This window comes from Kitasatospora sp. NPDC114501, from assembly GCF_055633695.1.
Genome location: NZ_JBVKDS010000011.1, coordinates 56,899 through 78,678 on the forward strand (window position 1 = coordinate 56,899; position 21,780 = coordinate 78,678).

The following is a 21,780-nucleotide window of genomic DNA, read 5'->3' on the forward strand; positions in this document are numbered from 1 at the left end:
CGCCCCGGGTGCCCGGGGTGCGCCCTGACGCACGCGGGGTGCTCAGGGCGCCGGGCGGTCAGCGGGCGACGGGGTGGGCCGGGGCCAGCGGAGCGACGGCGGCGAAACCCTCGATCACCGCGTCGTTGGCGTCCTTCTCGCCGATGGCGACCCGGATGCCCTGGCCGGGGTAGTAGCGGACGGCCACGCCCAGGCGCTCCAGCTCCGCGCGCAGCGGGAGCTGGTCGCCGGGGGCGTCGACCCACAGGAAGTTGGTGACGCTGGGCGCCACCGTCCAGCCGAGCCGCAGCAGTTCGGCCTCGGTGCGGGCCCGCTCCGCGGCGATCTCCTCGATCCGCCGCGTCATCTCGTCCTCGGCGGCGATGGCGGCGAGCAGGCCCGCCTCCTGGAGCCGGTTCACCGCGTACGGCACCTGGTGGTCCCGCACCCGCTGCGCCAGGGACTCCTCCGCCAGCGCGTAGCCGATCCGCAGCGCGGCGATGCCGTGCGACTTGGAGAGGGTGCGCAGCACCACCAGGTTCGGCCACTCGGCGATCCGGGCCGGTACGTCCGGGGCCTGCCAGTCCCGGGCGAAGTCGACGTACGCCTCGTCGAGCAGGATCAGCGCGGTGGAGGGCACCCGGCGGAAGAACTCCGTCAGTTCGGCCCAGGAGTAGACCGTGCCGGTCGGGTTGTGCGGGTTGCACAGCACGACGATCCGGGTGCGCTCGTCCATCCGCCCGGCCATCGCCGCCAGGTCGTGCCGGGCGTCGGGGCCGAGCGGGACCGGCCGGGCCTCGGCCCGGGCGATCTCGCAGAACAGCGGGTACGCGTCGAAGCAGGGCGCCGAGTGCACCACGTTGTCGCCGGGCTCGACCACCGTGTGGAAGAGGTCCAGCGCCACGCCCGCCGAGCCGTGGCCGACCACGACCTGGCCCGCCGGGACGCCCTGCCAGTCGGCGACGATCCCGGCAATCCGCTCCGGACGGAAGTCCGGGTAGCGGTGCAGGTCGGCACCGGCCTCGGCCAGCGCGGCCAGCACCGACGGCAGCGGCGGGTACGGGTGCTCGTTCTGCGCCAGCAGGTATCTGGCGCTCGACGGGGCGGCCATCAGTCGGCCTGGAGGACGTAGAGCCAGGAGTGCGGGGTGGCCAGCGCCTCGACGCGGTCGATCCGCAGGCCGGCGTCGGTGAAGAGCTCCTCGTAGGTGGCCTTGGTGTGCAGCGGGACGCCCATCATCGCGTGCGCCAGCTCGAAGCCCACCGAGAAGACCGGCTGGGCGCCGTCGGAGGTGCCCGGGTCGCGCAGCATGGTGTCGCCGAGGACGAAGGTGCGGGCCTTCGGGAAGGCCTCCCGCATCCGGGTGAAGATCGAGGAGCGGGTGGCCGGGTCGGCCAGCAGGTCGTGCAGCAGGAAGAAGCTCATCACGGTGTCGACCTCGGCCACCTCGGCGGCCTCGGCGTCGTTGTCGATCTGGGTGCCGAGCAGGCCCAGCACGTCCGCGCGGACGGCGGTGACCCGGTCCTGCATGCCGGCCTCGACGATGTCGCGGCGGGCGATGTCGGTGGCCGGGCGGCTGATGTCGATGCCCAGGCCGCGGGTGCCCTCGCGCTGCGAGACCACCCGGCGCACCCGGGCGGAGGTGCCGGAGCCCAGGTCGGCGATGGTGCGGAAGTCGATGCCGTTGAGCACGTCGGTCAGCTGGGCGGCGAACAGCGACTGGTCGCACTGGGCGGAGCCGAGGGCGACCATCGCCTCGTCGCGGAAGACGTCCTTGTCGTACTGGTGGGTGCCGGCGCTCAGGTGGCCGGCGCGGCCGAACACGTCGTGGTAGCCGCCGACGGCCCAGGTGAAGTAGCCGCGCGCGGCGGCGATCTCCAGGCCCGCCTCGGTGGGCAGGTAGGCGTCGCCGTCGGCCTTGAGGTAGCCGTAGTCGGAGGCGGCGCGCAGCACGGCCTCGGTCCGGGCGGTGTCGCCGGCCTGGGCGGTGGCCTCGGCGGCCGAGAGCGGCTCGCCGCGCCCGATCCGCTCCAGCAGGCCGATCCGGTCCAGGGCGAAGATCACGTTGGCGGCGATGAAGCCGTTGTAGGCGTCGGTCGAGGTGAGCGGCGACGGGGTGATGCCACGCCAGGTGTCGGGGATGGCCGCAGTCGTCATGGTGTGTCCGTTTCTCCGTAAGCGGACCGGGTGCGGTCCGCGTGGTGTGCGCAGGTCGGTCGCCTGCGGTCGGTAGGGGTGCTGAGTCGGTGGGTCGGTGGTGCGGGCGGGTCAGGGAGTCAGGTGGGCGGCGAGCACCGGGCCGATGACGGCGAGCGCCTCGGAGCTCGTCATCGCGCCGTGGGTGCTCGGCACCTCGTGGACGTCGAGCCGGCCGCCCAGGTACGGGAGCCAGCTCTCCGGGTCGGGGGCGTCGGCCGGCCGGTCCTTGGCGGCGGTGAAGAACACCGCGTCGCCGTCGTAGCCGGGCAGCGGGAGCGTGTGGGACAGCTCGGCGTTGGCCTGGAAGACCGAGACCACCCGGGCCACCCCGGCGCCGCTGAGGCCGGCGAGCGGCCCCTCGTCGCCCTGGACGAGCGCGGCGTAGCCGTCCTCGTCGGCGGGCCAGGCGGTGACCTCCCCGGCCGGGTGGCCGAGCGAGTCGAGGATCACCGCGAGCTGCGCCGGGTCGTCCCGCCACTGCTCGGGCCCCGGCTCGCCGGTGCCCGGGTAGGCGTCCAGCAGGGCCAGCAGCCGGACCTCCTCGCCCTGCCCGCGCAGCAGCGCGGCGATCGCGTGGGCGACGGCCCCGCCGAAGGACCAGCCGAGCAGGGCGTACGGCCCCTCGGGGCGGACGGCGCGGATCTGCGCGAGGTAGGTCCGGGCCAGCTCCTCGACCGAGGCCGGGTGCGCGGCCGGGTCGGCCAGGCCGGGGGCCTGGAGGCCGTAGATCGGCTGCTCGGCGTCGGTGTGCCGGAGCAGGCCGGTGTAGACCCAGCTGATGCCGGCGGCCGGGTGGACGCAGAACAGCGGCGGGCGTGAGCCGCGGGTGCGGATCGGCAGCAGGACGGGGAAGGTCTCCGCGGCCGGGCCCTGGGCGAGCCGCTCGGCCAGCCGGGCGACGGTCGGCGCCTCGAACAGCGTGCGGACGCCGACCGCGTCGTCCTCGCCGACCAGTTCGCGCAGGCCCGCGACCAGTCGGCTGGCCAGCAGGGAGTGCCCGCCGAGCTCGAAGAAGTTGTCGTCCACGCCGACCTTCTCCAGCCCGAGCAGGTCGGCGAACAGGCCGCAGAGCAGCTCCTCCTGGGGCGTCGAGGGCGCCCGCCCGGAGCCGAGCCAGGTGGTGTCGGGGGCCGGCAGCGCCTTGCGGTCGACCTTGCCGTTGGCGGTCAGCGGCAGGGCGTTCAGGGCGACGATCGCCGAGGGCACCATGTAGTCCGGCAGGGACGCGCCGACGTGGGCCCGCAGCGCGGCCTGGTCGACCGCCTGCCCGGGGTGGGCGACGGCGTAGCCGACCAGCCGGCGGTCGCCCGGGCGGTCCTCCCGGACCAGCACGAACGCCTGGGCCAGGGAGGGGTGCCGGGCGAGCACGGCCTCGATCTCGCCGGGCTCGATCCGGAAGCCGCGGATCTTGACCTGGTGGTCGGAGCGGCCCAGGTACTCCAGGGTGCCGTCGGCCTGGCGGCGGACCAGGTCGCCGGAGCGGTACATCCGGCTGCCGGGCACGCCGTACGGGTCGGCGACGAAGCGCTCGGCGCTCTGGCCGGGCCGGTTGAGGTAGCCGCGGGCCAGGCCGGCGCCCGCGATGTACAGCTCGCCCTCGACCCCGGCCGGGACCGGCTGGAGCGCGGCGTCCAGGACGTAGAGCCGGGTGTCCAGCACGGGCCGGCCCATCGGCGGGGCGATCCGGCCGCTGAGCGGGCTGCTCATGCTGGCGCAGACGGTGGACTCGGTCGGGCCGTAGGCGTTGACCATCCGCAGCCGGGCCGACCAGTGCTCGACCAGGTCGGGCGGGCAGGCCTCGCCGGCGACCACCAGGGTGCCGCCCTCCGGCAGCGCGTCCGGGGCCAGGACGGCCAGCGCGGTCGGCGGCAGGGTCAGGTGGGTGACGCCCTGCTCGGCGATCAGCGCGGTCAGCGAGGGGCCGGGCAGCAGGTCGTCGGCGTCGCCGAGGACGGCCCGGGCGCCGGTGAGCAGCGCCATGCCCAGCTCCCAGACGGCCGCGTCGAAGGACGGTGAGGCGAACAGCAGCACCCGGCTGTCCGGGGTGACCGCCAGGCCCCGGCGCTGGCTCTCCACCATGGCGGCGAGGCCGGTGTGGGTGACCACCACGCCCTTGGGGCGGCCGGTGGAGCCCGAGGTGTAGATGACGTACGCGGCCGAGTGCGGGGTGATCGCGACGCCGGTGAGGTCGTGCGCAGGGTGGCCGGAGGCGTCCAGGTCCTCGATCAGCAGCCGCGGGACGGTGCTGTCCGCGAGCAGGTCGTCGACCAGCGCCTTGCTGGTGAGGACCAGCGCGGGCCGGGCGTCGTCCAGCATGTAGGCGATCCGGTCGGCCGGGTAGCGCGGGTCCAGCGGCTGGAAGACCGCGCCGGCCTTGAGCACGGCGAGCTGGGCGACGATCAGCTCGATCGAGCGCTCCAGGGCGATCGCGACGAACCGCTCGGGGGCAGCGCCGTGCTCGATCAGCAGCCGGGCGAAGCGGTTGGCGCGCTCGTTCAGCTCGCCGTAGGTGACCTGCTCGGTGCCGAAGGAGAGCGCCACGGCGTCCGGGCGGGCGGCGGCCTGCGCCTCGAACAGTGCCGGGAAGGTGCCGAGCGGGAGGTCCTCCAGGGTGTCGTTCCAGCCGGTGAGCAGCTGCTCGCGCTCCTGCGGAGCCAGCACCTCGACCCGGCCCACCCGCTGGTCCGGGTCGGCCAGCACCGCGCGCAGGGCGCGCTCGAAGCGGGCGGCGGTGGCCTCGGCGGTGGCCCGGTCGAACAGGTCGACGGCGTACTCCACGGTCAGGCCCAGCCCGGCGGGCGCGCCGGCCGCGTCGAAGCTCTCGCTGAAGGCGAAGGTCAGGTCGAACTTGGCGAGGTCCGAGTCCAGTTGCTCGACCCGGCCGGGCAGGCCGCCGAGGCTGATCCCCTCGGCGTCGCCGCCGGAGGTCAGCATCACCTGGCAGAGCGGGTGGCGGGCGGTGGAGCGCACCGGGTTGAGCAGCTCGACCAGCCGCTCGAAGGGCACGTCCTGGTGCTCGAAGGCGTCCAGGGTGTTGACCCGGACCCGCTCCACCAGCTCCCGGAAGGTCGGGTCGCCGGAGGTGTCGGTGCGCAGCACCAGGGTGTTGACGAAGAAGCCGACCAGGTCCTCCAGCGCCTCGTCGGTGCGGCCGGCCACCACGGTGCCGATCGGCAGGTCGGTGCCCGCGCCGATCCGGCCCAGCGTGGTGGCCAGCGCGGCCTGCATCACCATGAACACGCTGGCCCGGCTCCGCTGCGCCAACTCGACCAGGGAGGCGTGCAGTCCGGCGTCCATCCGGAGCTCGACGGCGGCGCCGCGGCGGCTCGGGGCAGCCGGGCGGCGGCGGTCGAAGGGGAGCGTCAGCTCCTCCGGGAGGTCGGCCAGGGCCTGCTGCCAGTAGGCGAGCTGGTCGGTCAGCAGGGCGCTGGGCCGCTCGTCGGTGCCGAGCAGCTCGTGCTGCCAGAGGGTGTAGTCGGCGTACTGCACCGGCAGCGGCCGCCAGTCGGGGGCGGTGCCGGCGATCCGGGCCCGGTACGCCTCGGCGAGGTCGCGCAGCAGCGGGACCACGGACCAGCCGTCGGTGGCGATGTGGTGCATCAGCACCAGCAGGACGTGCTCGTCGCCCGGCAGCGAGAGCAGGGTGGCGCGCACCGGCAGGTCGCGGGCGAGGTCGAAGACCTGCGAGCCGGCCTCGGCGAGCGCCGCCGCGAGCTCCTCCTCGGTGGCCACCGGCACGGTGCGCAGCGGCAGTCCGGGGTTCTCCAGGAGCAGCTGGTGGGGCTGTCCGTCGGTGGTCGGGTAGACGGTGCGCAGCACCTCGTGGCGGTCGAGCACGTCGGTCAGGGCCGCCTGGAGGGCGGTGGTGTCGATGCGGCCGGTCAGCCGGACCGCGCACGGGGTGTTGTAGAGCGCGGTCGGGCCCTCGAACTGGTCGATGAACCAGAGGCGTTGCTGCGCGGGGGAGAGCGGGACGCGCTCGGGCCGCTCGACCGGCCGCAGCGCCGGACGGGCGGCGCCCGGGGTGGGCAGGGCGGCGGCCAGGGCGGCCACGCTGGGGGCGTCGAACAGTGTCCGGACGGGCAGTTCGGTGCCGAGCGCGGTGCGGATGCGGCTGACCAGCTTGGTGGCGAGCAGCGAGTGGCCGCCCAGGTCGAAGAAGCTGTCGTCGATCCCGATCCGCTCCAACCCGAGGACGTCGGTGAAGAGTTCGCAGAGCGCGCGCTCGGTGTCGGTGCGCGGGGCGCGGCCTTCGGCGGCGCCGGTGTAGTCGGGGGCGGGCAGGGCGCGGCGGTCGACCTTGCCGTTGGCGGTCACCGGGAGGGCGTCGAGGACGACCACCGCGGCGGGCAGCATGTAGCTGGGCAGGCTGTCGGCGACGGCGGCGCGCAGCTCGGCGGGAGCTCCCTCGCCGGTGGCGTAGACCACCAGGCGCTTGTCGCCGGGCTGGTCCTCGCGGACCACGGCGAAGGCCTGGCCGACGGTCGGCAGGGCGGTGAACGCGGCCTCCACCTCGCCGAGTTCGATCCGGAAGCCGCGGATCTTCACCTGGTCGTCGGCCCGGCCGAGGAACTCCAGCACGCCGTCGGCGGTCCACCGGACCAGGTCGCCGGTGCGGTACATCCGGCTGCCGGGCTCGCCGAACGGGCAGGCCGTGAAGCGCTCGGAGGTCAGGCCGGGGCGGCCGACGTAGCCGCGGGCCAGGCCGGCCCCGGCGATGTACAGCTCGCCGGCCACGCCGACCGGCACCGGGCGCAGCGCGGTGTCCAGCACGTACGGCCGGGTGTTGGCCAGCGGCCGGCCGATCGGCACCACGGCGGGGACGGGCTCGCCCGGCTCCATGGTGAAGGTGGTCTTGATGGCGGTGGTCTCGGTGGGCGCGTACACCGCGACCACGGAGGTGTCCGGGCAGGCCCGGTGGATCCGGCGGACGGACTCCGGCGGGACGACGTCGCCGCCGGTCCACACCTGCCGCACGTGCCGGAAGGCGGCCGGGTTCTCGTCGGCCATCAGCCGCAGCAGTCCGGACGGGGCCTGGACCAGGGTCACCCGGTGGGTGGTGACGGTCTCGGCGAGGCGGCGGATGTCCAGCTCGCCGGGCTCGGCGAGCACGATCGCCCCGCCGGTGACCAGCGGCGCCCAGATCTCGGTGGTGGAGGCGTCGAAGGCGGTGGGCGAGTGCAGCAGCACCCGCTCGTGGTGGCCGGCCCGGAACTGCGGGTTGGCCAGCAGGTCCACCACGTTGCGGTGGGTGACGGCGACGCCCTTGGGCACCCCGGTCGAGCCCGAGGTGTACATCACGTAGACCAGCTGGCCGGGCAGGACCGGCACGGCCGGGTTGCCCGCCGCGGGGGCCCCGGCGAGCAGCGCGTCGGTGATCTCCAGGGTGGCGAAGCCCTCGGTGGCGAGTACCGGGTGGCGCTGGTGGGCCGGGTCGACCAGCAGCAGGCCGGTACGGGTGTCGGCGAGGATGTGCTGGAGCCGGTCCAGCGGGTAGCGGTCGTCCAGCGGGACGTAGGTGCCGCCCGCCTTGGCGATCGCGAGGACGGCGGTGAGCAGCCCGGCGGAGCGCTCCATCAGCACCGCGACCGGCTGTTCGGCGGTCACGCCGCGCTCCAGCAGCAGGGCGGCGAGCCGGTTGGCGCGGTCGTTCAGCTCGGCGTAGTCGAGCCGTTCGGTGTCGGAGACCAGGGCGAGGGCGTCGGGGGTGGCGGCGGCCTGGGCCTCGAACAGCCGGGGCAGGCTCTGCTCGGCGACCGGCGCGGTCGGCCCGTTCCAGCCGGTGAGCAGCTGCTCGCGCTCGGCCGGGTCGAGGATCTCGATGCCGCCGATCGGCGCGTCCGGGGCGGCCACGGCGGCGCGCAGCACCCGCACCAGCCGCTCGGCGACGGAGACGGCGGTGGTGTGGTCGAAGAGGTCGGCCGCGTAGTCCACGGCGGCGCGCACGCCCAGGCAGGTGCCGTCGGCCGCGAGCCGCTCGACGAAGTTGAAGTTGAGGTCGAACTGGGCCTGCGCCTCGCCGACCTCGACCGGGGTGCCCACCGCCGTGCCGAAGGCGAGGTCGCCGGCCCGCTCCGCGTTCAGGGTGACGACGGTCTGGAAGAGCGGGTGCCGGGCCGGGGTGCGGGTCGGGTTGAGGTGTTCGACCAGGCGCTCGAAGGGGATGTCCTGGTGGTCGTAGGCGTCCAGGTCGGTGCGGCGGACCCGGTCGAGCAGCTCGTGGAAGGTCGGGTCGCCGGAGGTGTCGGTGCGCAGCAGCAGGGTGTTGACGAAGAAGCCGACCAGGTCGTCCAGGGCCTCGTCGGTGCGGCCGGCCACCGGGGTGCCGAGCGGCAGGTCGGTGCCGGCGCCGAGGCGGGTGTAGAGGACGGCGACCGCGGCCTGGAGCGCCATGAACAGGCTGGCGTGTCTACTGGAGGCCAACTCGGTCAGCGCGGCGTGCAGTTCGGCGTCGAGATCGAACTCGGCGGCGCCGCCGCGGCGGCTCGGCAGGGCCGGGCGCGGCCGGTCGTAGGGGAGCGCCAGCTCCTCCGGCAGGCCGGACAACTCCTTCTGCCAGTAAGCGAGTTGAATCGAGACGACGCTCTCCGGGTCGTCCTCCTCGCCGAGCAGCTCGCGCTGCCAGAGGGTGTAGTCGGCGTACTGCACCGGCAGCGGCTCCCACTGCGGCCCGGTGCCGGCGATCCGCGCCCGGTAGGCCTCGGCGAGGTCGCGGAAGAGCGGGGCGACCGACCAGCCGTCGCTGGCGATGTGGTGGGTGAGCAGCAGCAGGACGTGCTCGTCCGGCGTGGGCAGGGCGTACAGCCAGGCCCGGACGGGCAGGTCGGCGGCGAGGTCGAAGACCTGGCCGGCGGCCTCGCGCATCAGCTCGGGCAGCTCGGCCTCGTCGGCCACCGGCACCCGGTGCAGCGGTGGGCGGCCCTCGGCGAGGATGTGCTGGTGGGGCTGGCCGTCGGTGGTGGGGAACACGGTGCGCAGCACCTCGTGCCGGTCCACCACGTCCCCGAGCGCGTCCTCGAGGGCGGCGGCGTCGAGCCCGCCGGTCAGCCGGAGGGCGAACGGAGTGTTGTAGAGGGCGCTCGGGCCCTCGAACTGTTCGATGAACCAGAGCCGCTGCTGGGCGAACGACAACGGGATCAAGGTCTGCCTCCGACTGGCGGTGTACGGCTGCTGGGGCTGGTGGGGCGGTGCTGTCCGATGGGGCAGGGTGGCCGTGCGGTGGGCTGGTCGTGCGGCGGGGGCGGGCCGCCACCGGTGGGCGGCCCGCGTCCCGCCTGCGGTCAGTCCTGGCCGGGGCGGCGCATCCGGCGCAGGGCCGGGCGGGCCTTCTTCGGCGCGGGCGCCTCCTCGCCCCCGGGCAGGACGGCGGCGAGGGCGGCGACCGTGGGCGCGTCGAACAGGGTGCGGATCGGCAGCTCCGCGCCGAGGGTGGCGCGGATGCGGCTGACCAGCCGGGTGGCGAGCAGGGAGTGGCCGCCGAGGTCGAAGAACCGGTCGTCGATGCTGACCGTCGGCACGCCCAGCACCTCGGCGAACAGGGCGCACAGCTCCCGCTCGCGCTCGGTGCGCGGGGCGCGGCCCTCGGCCGCCCCGGCGTACTCGGGCGCGGGCAGGGCCCGGCGGTCGACCTTGCCGTTGGCGGTGACCGGCAGGCTGTCCAGGACGACCACGGCGGCCGGGAGCATGTAGCCGGCCAGGCGGTCCGCGACGAAGGCGCGCAGTTCGCCGTCGGTGGCCTTGCCGGTGGCGTACACCACCAGGCGCTTGTCGCCCGGCTGGTCCTCGCGGACCACCGCGAGCGCCTGGCCGACGCCCTCGTGGGCGGTGAACGCGGCCTCCACCTCGCCGAGTTCGATCCGGAAGCCGCGGATCTTCACCTGGTCGTCGGCCCGGCCGAGGAACTCCAGCACGCCGTCCGCCGTCCAGCGGGCGAGGTCGCCGGTGCGGTACATCCGGCTGCCCGGCCTGTCGAAGGGACAGGCGACGAAGCGCTCGGCGCTGAGCGCCGGACGGCCGACGTAACCGCGGGCCAGGCCGGCCCCGGCGATGTACAGCTCGCCCGCCACCCCGGCCGGCACCGGCTGGAGGCCGGCGTCCAGCACGTACAGCCGGGTGTTGGCCAGCGGGCGCCCGATCGGCACCGTGCTCGGCACCGCCGCGGCGTCGGGCATCGGGTACTGGGTGGCGCACAGGGTGGTCTCGGTGGGCCCGTAGAGCGCCCGCACCGCGATGCCCGGGACGGCCTCCAGCACCCGGCGCACGGCCGGGGCGGAGACCACGTCGCCGCCGGTCAGCACCTCGCACACACCGGCGAAGATGCCCGGATCCTCCTCCGCGATGACCCGGAACAGGCCGGCGGTGACGTGCACGTGGGTGAGCGCGTGGACCCGGACCAGCTGCCGGATGGCGGCCGCGTCCAGGTCGCCCTGCGGCGCGACGACCACCTGGCCGCCGGAGAGCAGCGGCACCCAGATCTCGTACGTCGAGGCGTCGAAGGCGTGCGGCGCGTGGAACAGCACCCGCAGGCCCTCGTCGTGCCGCCAGCACGGGTCGGTGGCGAGCTGCACCACGTCCCGGTGGCTGATCGCGATGCCCTTGGGCTCCCCGGTGGAGCCGGAGGTGAACATCACGTACGCGAGCTGCTCCGGGTGGGGTGCGGCCGGGTGGGCGCGCCGCTCGCGCGGACCGTCGAACCAGCCCGGGGTGAGCGGCAGGACGGGGCAGGGGGCGTCGGCGGCCAGCGGGTGGTCGCGGTGCGCCGGGTCCACCAGGACGAGCGCCGCGGCCGTCTCGGCGGTGATCCGGCGCAGCCGCTCGGCCGGGTGGCGGTCGTCCAGCGGGACGTAGCTGCCGCCCGCCTTGGCCACCGCGAGGATCGCCGTCAGCAGGTCGGCGGAGCGGTCCATCAGCAGGACCACCGGAGTCTCGGCGCCGACCCCGGCGCCGGCCAGGTGCGCCGCCAGGTGCTCGGCCCGGGACTCCAGTTCGGCGTAGCTGAGGGTGCCGTCCTCGGCGACCACGGCCGGCGCGTCGGGGGTGGCGGCGGCCCGCGCCTCGAACAGCTCCGGCAGCGTCGCGTCCGGGAAGGGCGCGGCGGTGTCGTTCCAGCCGGTGAGCAGCTGCTCGCGCTCGGCCGGGTCGAGGATCTCGATGCCGCCGATCGGCGCGTCCGGGGCGGCGACGGCGGCGCGCAGCACCCGCAGCAGCCGCTCGCCGACGGCGGTCACGGTGGCGTGGTCGAAGAGGTCGACCGCGTACTCGACCGCCACCCTCAGGCCCGCCTGCGGGCCCTGCTCGGTGAAGCGGAAGGACAGGTCGAACTTGGCCACGTCCAGCTCGAAGGGGTGCTCCGCGCAGCCCAGGCCGCCGAAGGAGTCCGGCACCGCGACCCGGCTCTCCAGCGCCACCAGGGTCTGGAAGAGCGGGTGGCGGGCCGGGGTGCGGGTCGGGTTGAGCTGCTCGACCAGGCGCTCGAAGGGGATGTCCTGGTGGTCGTAGGCGTCGAGGGCGGTGCGGCGGACCCGGTCCAGCAGCTCCCGGAAGGTCGGGTCGCCGCTGGTGTCGGTGCGCAGCAGCAGGGTGTTGACGAAGAAGCCGACCAGGTCGTCCAGGGCCTCGTCGGTGCGGCCGGCCACGGGCGTGCCGAGCGGCAGGTCGGTGCCGGCGCCGAGGCGGGTGTAGAGGGCGGCGACCGCGGCCTGGAGCGCCATGAACAGGCTGGCGTTCTGCGCTGCCGCCAACTCGACGATCGCGCTGTGCAGTTCGGCGTCGACGGCGACCTCCACCAGGCCGCCCCGGTGTCCCGGCACGGCCGGGCGGGGACGGTCGTAGGGGAGCGCCAGCTCCTCCGGGGCGTCGGCCAGGGCCTGCTGCCAGTAGGCGAGTTGGTCGTTCAGCAGGGCGCTGGGCTGCTCCTCGGTGCCGAGCAGCTCGCGCTGCCAGAGGGTGTAGTCGGCGTACTGCACCGGCAGCGGCGCGCGGTCCGGCGCGGTGCCGGTGCGGCGGGCCCCGTAGGCCTCGGCGAGGTCGCGGAAGAGCGGGGCGACCGACCAGCCGTCGCTGGCGATGTGGTGCATCAGCATCAGCAGGACGTGCTCGTCGTGCGGCAGCGACAGCAGGGTGGCGCGCACCGGCAGGTCGTGGGCGAGGTCGAAGACCTCCTCGCCGGCCGTGACCAGCGCGGTCCGCAGCTCCGCCTCGTCCGCCACCCGCACCTGGCGCAGGGACAACTCATCGGCGTCGCTAATGAGTTGGTGGGGGCGGCCGTCGACGGTCGGGAAGACGGTGCGCAGCACCTCGTGCCGCCGCACCACGTCCCGGACCGCCTCCTCCAGGGCGGGGACGTCGACGGTGCCGGTGAGCCGGACCGCGACGGGCGTGTTGTAGAGCGCGCTGGGGCCCTCGAACTGCTCGATGAACCACAGACGTTGCTGGGCCGAGGAGAGTGGCACGCGCTCCGGCCGCTCGGCCGGCCGCAGGGCCGGACGGGCCGCCGCGGAGTCGGGCAGCGCGGCCGACAGCAGGGCCACCGTCGGGTTGTCGAAGAGGGTGCGGATCGGCAGCTCGGCGCCGAGGCCGGCCCGGATGCGGCTGACCAGCTTGGTGGCGAGCAGCGAGTGGCCGCCGCGGTCGAAGAAGTTGTCGTCGATGCTGATCCGGGTGAGCCCCAGGACCTCGGCGAACAGCCCGCACAGGGCCTGCTCGGTGGCGTTGCGCGGTTCGCGGCCGCCGTCGGCGCCGTTGTAGTCGGGCGCGGGCAGGGCCTTGCGGTCCACCTTGCCGTTGGGGTTCACCGGCAGCTCGTCGAGGACGACGATCGCGGCCGGCAGCATGTAGCCGGGCAGCCGCTCGGTGACGAAGTCGCGCAGCTCGTCGGAGCGCACCTCGCCGGTGACGTACGCGACCAGGCGCTTGTCGCCCGGCTGGTCCTGGCGGACCGCCACGCAGACCTGGCCGACCGCCGGGTGGGCGGTGAACGCCGCCTCCACCTCGCCGAGTTCGATCCGGAAGCCGCGCAGCTTCACCTGGTCGTCCGCTCGACCGACGAACTCCAGTTCACCCGTGGGCGTCCAGCGCACCACGTCGCCGGTGCGGTACATCCGCCCGCCGGGCTCGCCGAACGGGCAGGCCACGAAGCGCTCGGAGGTCAGGCCGGGGCGGCGGACGTAGCCGCGGGCCAGGCCGGAGCCGCCGATGTACAGCTCGCCGGCCACGCCGACCGGCACCGGGCGCAGCCCGGCGTCCAGCACGTACAGCCGGTTGTTGGGCAGCGGCCGGCCGATCGGCACGATGTTCGGCACCTCGGCGGCCGAGGTCATCGGGAAGTGCGTGGCGAAGGTGGTCGTCTCGGTCGGCCCGTAGACGTTGACCAGCCGCAGCCCGGGGCAGGTGTCCAGCACCCGCCGCATGGCGACCGGCGAGGCGATGTCGCCGCCCGTCCACACCTCGTGCAGCCCGGTGAAGGTCTCCGGGGCCTCGGCGGCCAGCACGTTGAAGAGGCCGACGCTGATCCAGGCCGAGGTGGTCCGCTCGTGGCCGATCACCGCCGCCAGTTCGGCGATGCCCAGCCGGCCGGGCGGGGCGATCACCAGCTGGCCGCCGGAGAGCAGCGGGGTCCAGATCTCGTAGGTGGAGGCGTCGAAGGCGGAGGGGGCGTGCACCGGGAGCCGTTCGTGGCCGCCGCCGGTGAACTGCCCGCCGAGCGCGAGGTCCACCACCGCGCGGTGGGTGATGGCGATGCCCTTGGGCACACCGGTCGAGCCGGAGGTGTGCATCACGTACACCAACTGGTCGGCCCGCTGTGGCAGTCCGAGGTTCTCCGGGTGCTCCTCGGCGTGCGGGTCGAGCACCGTCAGCCCGGTCAGCGCGGGGTGGTCGCGGTGCGCGGCGTCGGCCAGCACCAGATCGGCGCCGGCGTCGGCGAGGACGGTCCGCAGCCGGTCCGTCGGCTGGGCGTCGTCCAGCGGCACGTACAGGCCGCCGGCCTTGAGCACGGCCAGGATCGCCACGATCTGGGCGGCCGAGCGGTCGATCATCAGGGCGACCGGCGTCTCCCGGACGACCCCGGCCTCCACCAACCGCAGCGCCAGGCCGTTGGCCCGGGCGTTGAGCTGGGCGTAGGTGAGTTCGGCGTCCTCGGCGGTGAGGGCGATCGCGTCCGGGGCGGCGGCGGCCCGGGCCTCGAACAGCTCGGGCAGCGAGCCCTCCGGCAGCGGGGTGCTGGTGCCGCTCCACCCGGTGACCAGATCGGTGCGCTCGGCCTCGGTCAGCACCTCGACGGTGCCGACGAGTTCGGCCGGGTCGGCGACGATCCGGTCGAGCAGGGCGAGGAAGCGGTCCAGGAAGGCGCGGGCCTCCTCGGAGCTGAAGGCGTCCGGCTGGTGGTCCAGGCGCAGCTGGAGGCCGTCGCCGGGGGTGAGGGCGAGCACCAGCGGGTAGTGGGCGCTGTCGACGTCCTCGACCAGGGTGACCCGGGTCGCGCCGCTCGGGTCGGCGTCGTCCAGGGCGGACGGGTCCGGGTAGTTGCCGTACACCGTGACGGTGTCGAACAGGCTGCCCATTCCGGCGAGTTGCTGGATCTCGGTGAGGCTGAGGTGCTGGTGGTCCAGCAGCGCGGACTGCTCGTGCTGGAGGCGCAGCAGCAGCTGGCCCCAGCTCTCCGCCTGGTCCAGGCGCACCCGTACCGGCACGGTGTTGATGAGCAGGCCCATCATCCGCTCCACGCCGGGCAGGTCATGCGGCCGGCCGGAGACGGTGGTGCCGAACAGCACGTCCTCGCGCCCGGTGAGCCGGGCCAGCAGCACGCCCCAGGCCGCCTGGACCAGGGTGTTGAGCGTGACGCCGTAGCGGCGGGCGGTGCGGGACAGCGCCTCGGTGGTCTCCGGGCTGAGCCCGGTGTGCAGGCGCAGCGGCAGCTGCGGGGTGGCGGCGGAGCGGCCGGGGGCGAGCAGGGTGGGCTCGTCGGCGCCGGCCAGGGCCTGGGCCCAGGCGGCGCGGGCGGCCGCGCCGTCGCGCCGGGTGATCCAGCGCAGGTACTCGCGGTACGGGGCCGCCGGGGCCAGCGACCGCTCGAAGTACAGGCCCCACAGCTCCTCGGCGAACAGCGGGGTGGACCAGCCGTCCAGCAGGATGTGGTGCGCGGAGGCGATCAGCTGGTGGCGCTCGGGGGCGAGTCTGAGCAGGGTGTAGCGCAGCAGCGGCGGGCGGTCGAGGTCGAAGCGGCGGCCGTACTCGGCGGCGGCGATCCGGGCGGCCTCGGCCCGCGGGTCGGCGTGGGCGCTCAGGTCGACGACGGTGAAGGGCAGTTCGACGCCGTCCGGGACGACCTGCACGGGCGGGCCGTCGTGCCGCTGGTGGAACGCGGCCCGGAGGTTCGGCTGGCGGGTCAGCAGCGCCTCGGCGGCGGTGCGCAGCCGCTCGGCGTCCACCGGGCCGGTGAGGTCGAAGGTCACGACCGAGGTGTAGACGTCCGCGCCGTCGGCGTCGTACGCCGAGTGGAAGGCCATGCCCTGCTGGAGCGGCGAGGTGGGCCAGACGTCCGCCAGGCGGGCGGGGGCGTGGTGGGCGGTGAGCCCGTCCAGCTCGTCCTGGGTGAGGGCGACCAGCGGGAAGTCGGACGGCGTGTGGCCGCCGGCGTCCGGCCGCTCGGCGTGCTCGGCGAGCGCGCCCAGCGCGGCGAACCAGGCCTCGGCGAAGGCGCGCACCCGCTCCTCGGAGAGCAGTCCGGTGGCGTAGGACCACTGGGCGACCAGCAGCGGACCCTGCGGGGTGTCCACGGTGGTGGCGTCCAGACCGAGCACCCGGCCGAGCGCGAGGCCGGTCGCGGCGCCCTCGCTCATCGCCTCGGTGCCGGCCAGCACGTCCTCGGCGGTGACGCCCTCGGGCGCGAAGCGGCCCAGGTAGTTGAACTCGATCTGCGGGTCGGCGCAGCCTTCGAGGACGGCGGCGGTGGCCGGGTTGAGGTGGCGCAGCAGGCCGAAGCCGATGCCGTTGTCCGGGACGGCGCGAAGCTGCTCCTTCACCCGGCCGAGGGCTCGGCCGAGCTCGGGGCCGGCCGCGGTGACCTCGGACCAGTCCAGCTCCCCGGGCGCGAGCCGGACGGGGTAGACGGAGGTGAACCAGCCGGCGGTGCGGTGCAGGTCGACGCCGTCGACGACCTCCTCGCGGCCGTGGCCCTCCACGGTGACCAGCACGGCACCGTCCGGCCCGGTGGTCTCCCGGCCGCGCCAGTGGCCGAGGGCCAGCGCGAGAGCGGTCAGCAGCACGTCGTTGACCTGGGCGTGGTAGGCGGTGGTGACCTTGGTGAGCAGCGCCTGGGTGGTCTCGGCGGGCAGCACCAGCCGCAGCAGGCCCTCGGTGGCGTAGGTGTCCTGCGCCGGGTCCAGCGGACGGTCGCCGAGCAGCGGGTCCGGGGTGGCCAACGCCTCCTGCCAGAACGGGAGTTCGGCGGCCCGGCGGTCGGTCCGGGCCTCGGCGGTGAGCCGCTGGGCCCAGCGGCGGAAGGAGGTGGGCACCGGCGCGAGCTCGACGGCGCGGTCCTCGCGGAGCGCGGCGAGCGCGCCGAGCAGGTCCTCCTCGACGATGCGCCAGGTGACGCCGTCCACCACCAGGTGGTGGATCACCAGCAGCAGCTGCGAGGGCTGCTGCGGGCCGGCGTCGAAGCGCACGGCCTGGACCATCCGGCCGTCCTCGGGGGACAGCCGGCCGCGGGCGGCCGCGGTCTCGGCGCGCACCGCCTCCGCGGTGGCCGGGCCCTCGACCCGGCGCAGTACGCCGTCGGCGGGGACGGTGCCGGGCTCGGGCACGTGCAGCGTCCAGGGGCGCTCGGCGAGCGGGGAGGTGCGGGCGCGGAACAGGTCGTGGTGGTCGAGCAGCGCCTGGACGGCGGCGGTCAGGTGCTCCTGGGTGGTGCCGGCGGGCAGGGTGAGCAGGGTCGACTGGTAGAAGCTCTCGACCGCGCCGTGCTGCGCGGCCAGCCAGTGCACGATGGGCGTCGGCGGCACCTCGCCCAGGCCGGCCCCGGCGGGCTCGACGACGACCGGCCCCTCCAGCGGACGGGCGATCCGCGCCAGCGCCTCGACGGTCGGGGCGAGGAACACCTCGCGCGGGGTGAGCTGGAGGCCCGCGTGCCGGGCCCGGGAGACCAGCTGGATGGCCACGATGGAGTCGCCGCCCAGCTCGAAGAAGGAGTCCGTGACGCCCACCCGGGGCAGGCCCAGCACCTCGCCGAACAGCCGGACCAGGGTGTGCTCCAGCTCCCCGGCGGGGGCCCGGCCGTCCTCCTCGCCGGCGCCGAACACCGGCGCGGGCAGGGCGCGCTTGTCCACCTTGCCGTTGGGGGTGAGCGGCAGCCGGTCGAGCACCACGACGGTGGGCACCATGTGGTCGGGCAGCCGCTCGGCGCAGTACGCCCGCAGCTCGGCCGGGTCGGCGGCGCCGACGGTGTAGCCGACCAGCCGGCGCTCGCCGGGGCGGTCCTCGCGGACCAGGACGACGGCCTGGCGCACCTCGGGGTGGGCGGAGAGGGTCTGCTCGATCTCGCCGAGCTCCACCCGGAAGCCGCGGATCTTCACCTGGTCGTCGGCCCGGCCGAGGAAGTCCAGCTGGCCGTCCGGGCGGTAGCTGCCGAGGTCGCCGGTGCGGTACATCCGCTCGCCGGGCCCGCCGTACGGGTCGGCCACGAAGCGCTCGGCGGTCAGGCCGGGGCGGTTCAGGTAGCCGCGGGCCAGGTGCGGGCCGGCGAGGTACAGCTCGCCCACGGTGCCCGGCTCGACCGGTCGCAGTTGCTCGTCCAGAACGTGGATGCGCACGTCCTGGCAGGGCCGGCCGATCGGGGGCAGCTCCTCGCCGGTGAGCGGCTCGCTCATGCTGACGATGACGGTGGCCTCGGTCGGCCCGTAGCTGTTGAGCATCAGCCGGCCGCGGCCGCAGCGGGCGGCCAGCTCGCGGGAGACCGCCTCGCCGCCGCCGATCAGGGTGCGCAGCGAGGGCATCGGCAGGTCGGGCAGGGTGGAGATCATCGCGGTGGCGACGTCGGCGTGGGTGACGCCGAACCGGTCGATCAGGGCGGCCAGCGGCTCGCCGACCAGCTGGCTCTGGTCGCTCGGCAGCACCAGGGCGGCGCCGGTGGTGAGCGCCACGGACAGGTCGGAGACGGAGACGTCGAAGCTGAGCGAGGAGGCCTGGAGGACCCGGCTGCCGGGGCCGACCCCGGTGGCGGCGACCTGGGTGCCGACCATGCTGGGCAGCCCGGTGTGGGTGACGGCCACGCCCTTGGGCACGCCGGTGGACCCGGAGGTGTAGATGACGTACGCGGTGTTCAGCGCGCTGACCGGCCGGACCCGCTCGGCGGCGGTGAAGGGGGCGGCGTCCCGGGTGTCGAGTTCGGCCAGGTACTCGGCGGAGTCGATCAGCAGCCGGGGGGCGTCGGTGGCGGGCAGCTGCCCGGCGGCCGCGGCGGTGGTGAGCACCAGGGCTGCGCGGGAGTCGGTCAGCATGTGGCGCAGTCGCTCGGCCGGGTAGGCCGGGTCGGCGGGCAGCCAGGCGGCGCCGGTCTTGGCGACGGCGAGGATCGCGGCGATCGCCTCGGGGGACTTCGGCAGGGCCAGCGCGACGACGTCCTCGGTGCCCAGGCCGCGGGCGGCCAGCACCCGGGCCAGCCGGTTGGCGCGGGCGTCCAGTTCGGCGTACGTGAGGGTGGTGCCCTCGGCGTACAGCGCGGGGGCGTCCGGGGTACGGGCGACCTGGGCGTCGACCAGCTCGGTGAGGGTCGGACGGGCGTCGGCGCCGGCCGGCGCCCCGCCGGCCAGCCGGGCGGCCAGCGCGGCGGGGGTGGGGGCGTCCGACAGGACGGGCGGCGTCAGGCGGACGCCGAACTCGGCGTGCACCCTGGCCAGCAGCCGCTCGGCGGCGGGCTGGTCGCCGCCCAGGTCGAAGAAGCCCGCCGCGGGGTCGACCGACTCCCGGCCGAGCACCTCCGCGAACAGTCGGCACAGGACCTCGGCCGCTTCCGGCCGCTGCTCGGATCTGTGCGTCTGCTGGACCCCGGACATGTGACTCTCTCCCTCGTGCGGCTGGCCCCCGCGGTGACGGGAGCGGCGAGCTGGGTTGACCTCGGGGCGGTCAGCCCGGCGGTCGGCGGAGCGATGTTGCGGTCGTTGTGCGGTGCTGCGGTGTGCTTCGGGTGACGGCCGCGCGGCGCACCGGTGCGGTGCGGTGGTGCGGAGGGTGGGTACGCGCCGAGGCTGTTCGATGCACGCGCGTAGACGTCGGACACGGGTGCGTGCCGACGGCGTGACGGCGCGGCCGCGCGGCGGCGGGGTGTCGCGGAGGCGGGGTGACGCGGTGTCGGCGGGTTCCGGCGGTGCGGTGGGCCGACGACCGGGGGGAGCGGCCGGGGGAGCGGCGGCTCCGGCGGGGTGCCGTGCCGGGGGAGCGGCGGGCTGGGCCGGGCCCGGCGCCGAGATGGTGTGGCCGGGTGAGCGGCCGCTCGGCGTGGATCCCGTACGGGGACCGCGTGGAGTTCAGCGGTCCGTCGGTCGGTGTGCGGTGACCGGGATCAGTGCTCGGACAGGTGCGCGATCAGGCTCTTCGGGCGCAGGTCCTGCCAGTTCTGCTCGACGTAGTCCAGGCAGTCCTGCCGTCCGGCGGCGCCGAACACCTGCTGCCAGCCGGCGGGGACCGGGCTGAAGGCCGGCCACAGCGAGTGCTGGCCCTCGTCGTTCACCAGGACGAGGTAGCTGGCCTCGGCGTCCTCGAACGGGTTAGCCATCGTCGGTTCCTCTCTGGGTCGGAGCGTTGCGAGTCTGGATCGGGGCATTGCGGGAACGGGAGGAGCGGGCTGGTCGGACGGAGCCGCGGCTCACGCACCCCAGCCGGAGTCTTCACCGGGGCCGTGGTGGGCGGTGATGGAGACCGTGGACAGGGACTGTCCGGCGTGGAGTTGGAGGCCCACCACGGCGGCCAGCAGAACAGCGAGTATCCCGAGCATCTTGTGGACGCGTACGGCAAGGCTTGGCATCGCGAGTTCCTCTTCCTGAGGAGGGCGGTCTGCCCTCTTCGCTCTGAAACGCATCCTGCCGAAGGCCCAAACGTGCTTGGAAGCTCTGACTGTGATCGTGAACACGCAATGCGGGAACCGGAAGCCCGGGCAGATCGTGTCAAATGCAGACAGACATGATCCAAGTCGCACCTGGCTCTGTCAGATCAGTGGTGGGAACTCGGGTGGCGGGGACATCGGGGCGCGGCGGCGGGCACTCCGGCCCGCCGCAGTGAACCCCGGCGCAGTTCCTCCCGGACCGCGGGCCAGTCCTCGACCCACGGCCGGCCCGTCCCGGACGGCGACTCCAGCGCGAGCGTCGCCAGGTAGGCGCGCTTGAGCGCGGCCCGCTCGTCCTGCACCCGGCCCGCGGCCTGCTCGATCCGGCGCAACCGGGCGTGCAGCCGCTCCAGCGCGCCCCCGCCCGTCAGCAGCCGCCGCGCCTCGGGGCCGAAGCGGAAACCGGGCGCCAGCAGCGGCCAGGCCGACCGCCACACCCGGAACACCTCGCGGTGGCTCGGCCCCCACTGCCGCTCGGCCTGGGCGAGCCGCTCCAGCGCGGCCGCCTCGGTCGGCGCCGTACAGGTCTCGCGCAGCGCCCGCGCCAGCGCGCCCCAGTCCTCGCCGGGCGCGTGCCGCAGCGCCGCGTGCAGCAGGTGGGCCACCGAACCGTGCACCACCGTGCGCGGCCACTGCTCGGCCGCCGCCTCGGCCAGCACCGCGCCGGTGCCGCCCACCAGCACCCAGACCTCCCGCACCCCGCGCTCGGCGAGTCCGGCCAGCACCTGCGGCCACTCCTCCCCGTCCGCGGCCGGCCACAGGCCCAGCACCTCGCGCCGGCCCTCCGCCGAGATCCCGAGCGCCAGGTGCACCAGCGGCCCGCCCGAGCGGCCGCTGCGCACCGAGTCGACGAAGACCACCGGGTAGACCGGGTCGAGCCGCCGCCCGCGCCGCTCGGCCAGCTCGTCGAGCACCTGGTCGGTGATGGCCGAGACGGTCTCCCGGCTGAGTTCCACGCCGTACACCTCGGCCAGGTGCGCCACCAGCTCGCCGGAGCTGAGGCCGCGCGCGGTCAGCGAGATCACCAGCCGGTCGAGCCCGGGCAGCCGACGGGCCCGGGGCAGCACGGACTTGGGGGTGAAACTGCCCTCGCGGTCCCGGGGCACCCGCACCTCGACCGGACCGATCTCGGTGAGCAGCCGTCTGGCCCGGGCGCCGTTACGGCCGTTGGTGCCGCTGCCGGTGCCGCTGCCGGAACCCGTACCGGAGCCGGAGCCGCGCAGGTGCTCCTGGAGTTCGAGCTCCAGGGCGCCCTCGATCAGCTGCTTGGCGAAGGCCTGGAGAATCCCGCCGTCGCCCAGCAGCCGGACCCCGCCTGAGCCGACCTGTGCGGCGGCGGCCTCCGCCAACTGTCGTACCAGGCGCTGGTCCACCAGACCGGCGAGGGCGGCGGGCAGTGCCGCCGGGTCGGAGTCAGCTCGCAACTGGGGGTGCCTTCCGTCTGTAGGCCGTTCCATGCACCGACCGCCCGCTCCCGGCGTCCCGGACGGGACACCAGGTGCGAT

Annotated in this window: 6 protein-coding genes and 2 pseudogenes; all 8 read right to left on the minus strand. The window is 75.1% G+C overall.

Annotated features, from left to right (window positions below):
- Positions 1–58 precede the first annotated feature (58 nt).
- Positions 59–1,090 (minus strand): pyridoxal phosphate-dependent aminotransferase, encoded by a 1,032-nt coding sequence (locus ACZ7RU_RS21305; RefSeq protein ID WP_470342499.1) that lies wholly within the window; start codon positions 1,088–1,090, stop codon positions 59–61.
- On the minus strand, positions 1,090–2,136 hold the full coding sequence (locus ACZ7RU_RS21310) for an SAM-dependent methyltransferase (RefSeq protein WP_470342500.1): 1,047 nt from the start codon (positions 2,134–2,136) through the stop codon (positions 1,090–1,092). Before ACZ7RU_RS21310 ends, ACZ7RU_RS21305 begins: the two co-directional genes overlap by 1 nt.
- 111 nt (positions 2,137–2,247) lie before the next feature.
- Positions 2,248–8,046, minus strand: a complete 5,799-nt coding sequence (locus ACZ7RU_RS21315; RefSeq protein WP_470342708.1) for an amino acid adenylation domain-containing protein — start codon at positions 8,044–8,046, stop codon at positions 2,248–2,250.
- Positions 8,023–9,318: pseudogene (locus ACZ7RU_RS21320) on the minus strand (condensation domain-containing protein); the annotation flags it as partial. The pseudogene ACZ7RU_RS21320 and the gene ACZ7RU_RS21315, both read right to left, overlap by 24 nt.
- A 140-nt stretch (positions 9,319–9,458) precedes the next feature.
- Positions 9,459–19,229: an amino acid adenylation domain-containing protein gene (locus ACZ7RU_RS21325; protein ID WP_470342501.1), complete on the minus strand. Its 9,771-nt coding sequence runs from the start codon at positions 19,227–19,229 to the stop codon at positions 9,459–9,461.
- A 506-nt stretch (positions 19,230–19,735) separates the two neighbouring features.
- Positions 19,736–19,948 carry an MbtH family protein gene (locus tag ACZ7RU_RS21330; protein ID WP_387758642.1) on the minus strand — a complete coding sequence of 71 codons (213 nt, stop codon included), beginning with the start codon at positions 19,946–19,948 and terminating at the stop codon, positions 19,736–19,738.
- A 90-nt stretch (positions 19,949–20,038) separates the two neighbouring features.
- The gene (locus ACZ7RU_RS21335) at positions 20,039–20,197 is read right to left on the minus strand and encodes a hypothetical protein (protein ID WP_470342502.1); all 159 of its coding nucleotides are present in this window, start codon (positions 20,195–20,197) and stop codon (positions 20,039–20,041) included.
- 251 nt (positions 20,198–20,448) lie between these two features.
- Positions 20,449–21,699 (minus strand): annotated as a pseudogene (locus tag ACZ7RU_RS21340) (IS256 family transposase); the annotation flags it as partial.
- Positions 21,700–21,780: the final 81 nt, after the last annotated feature.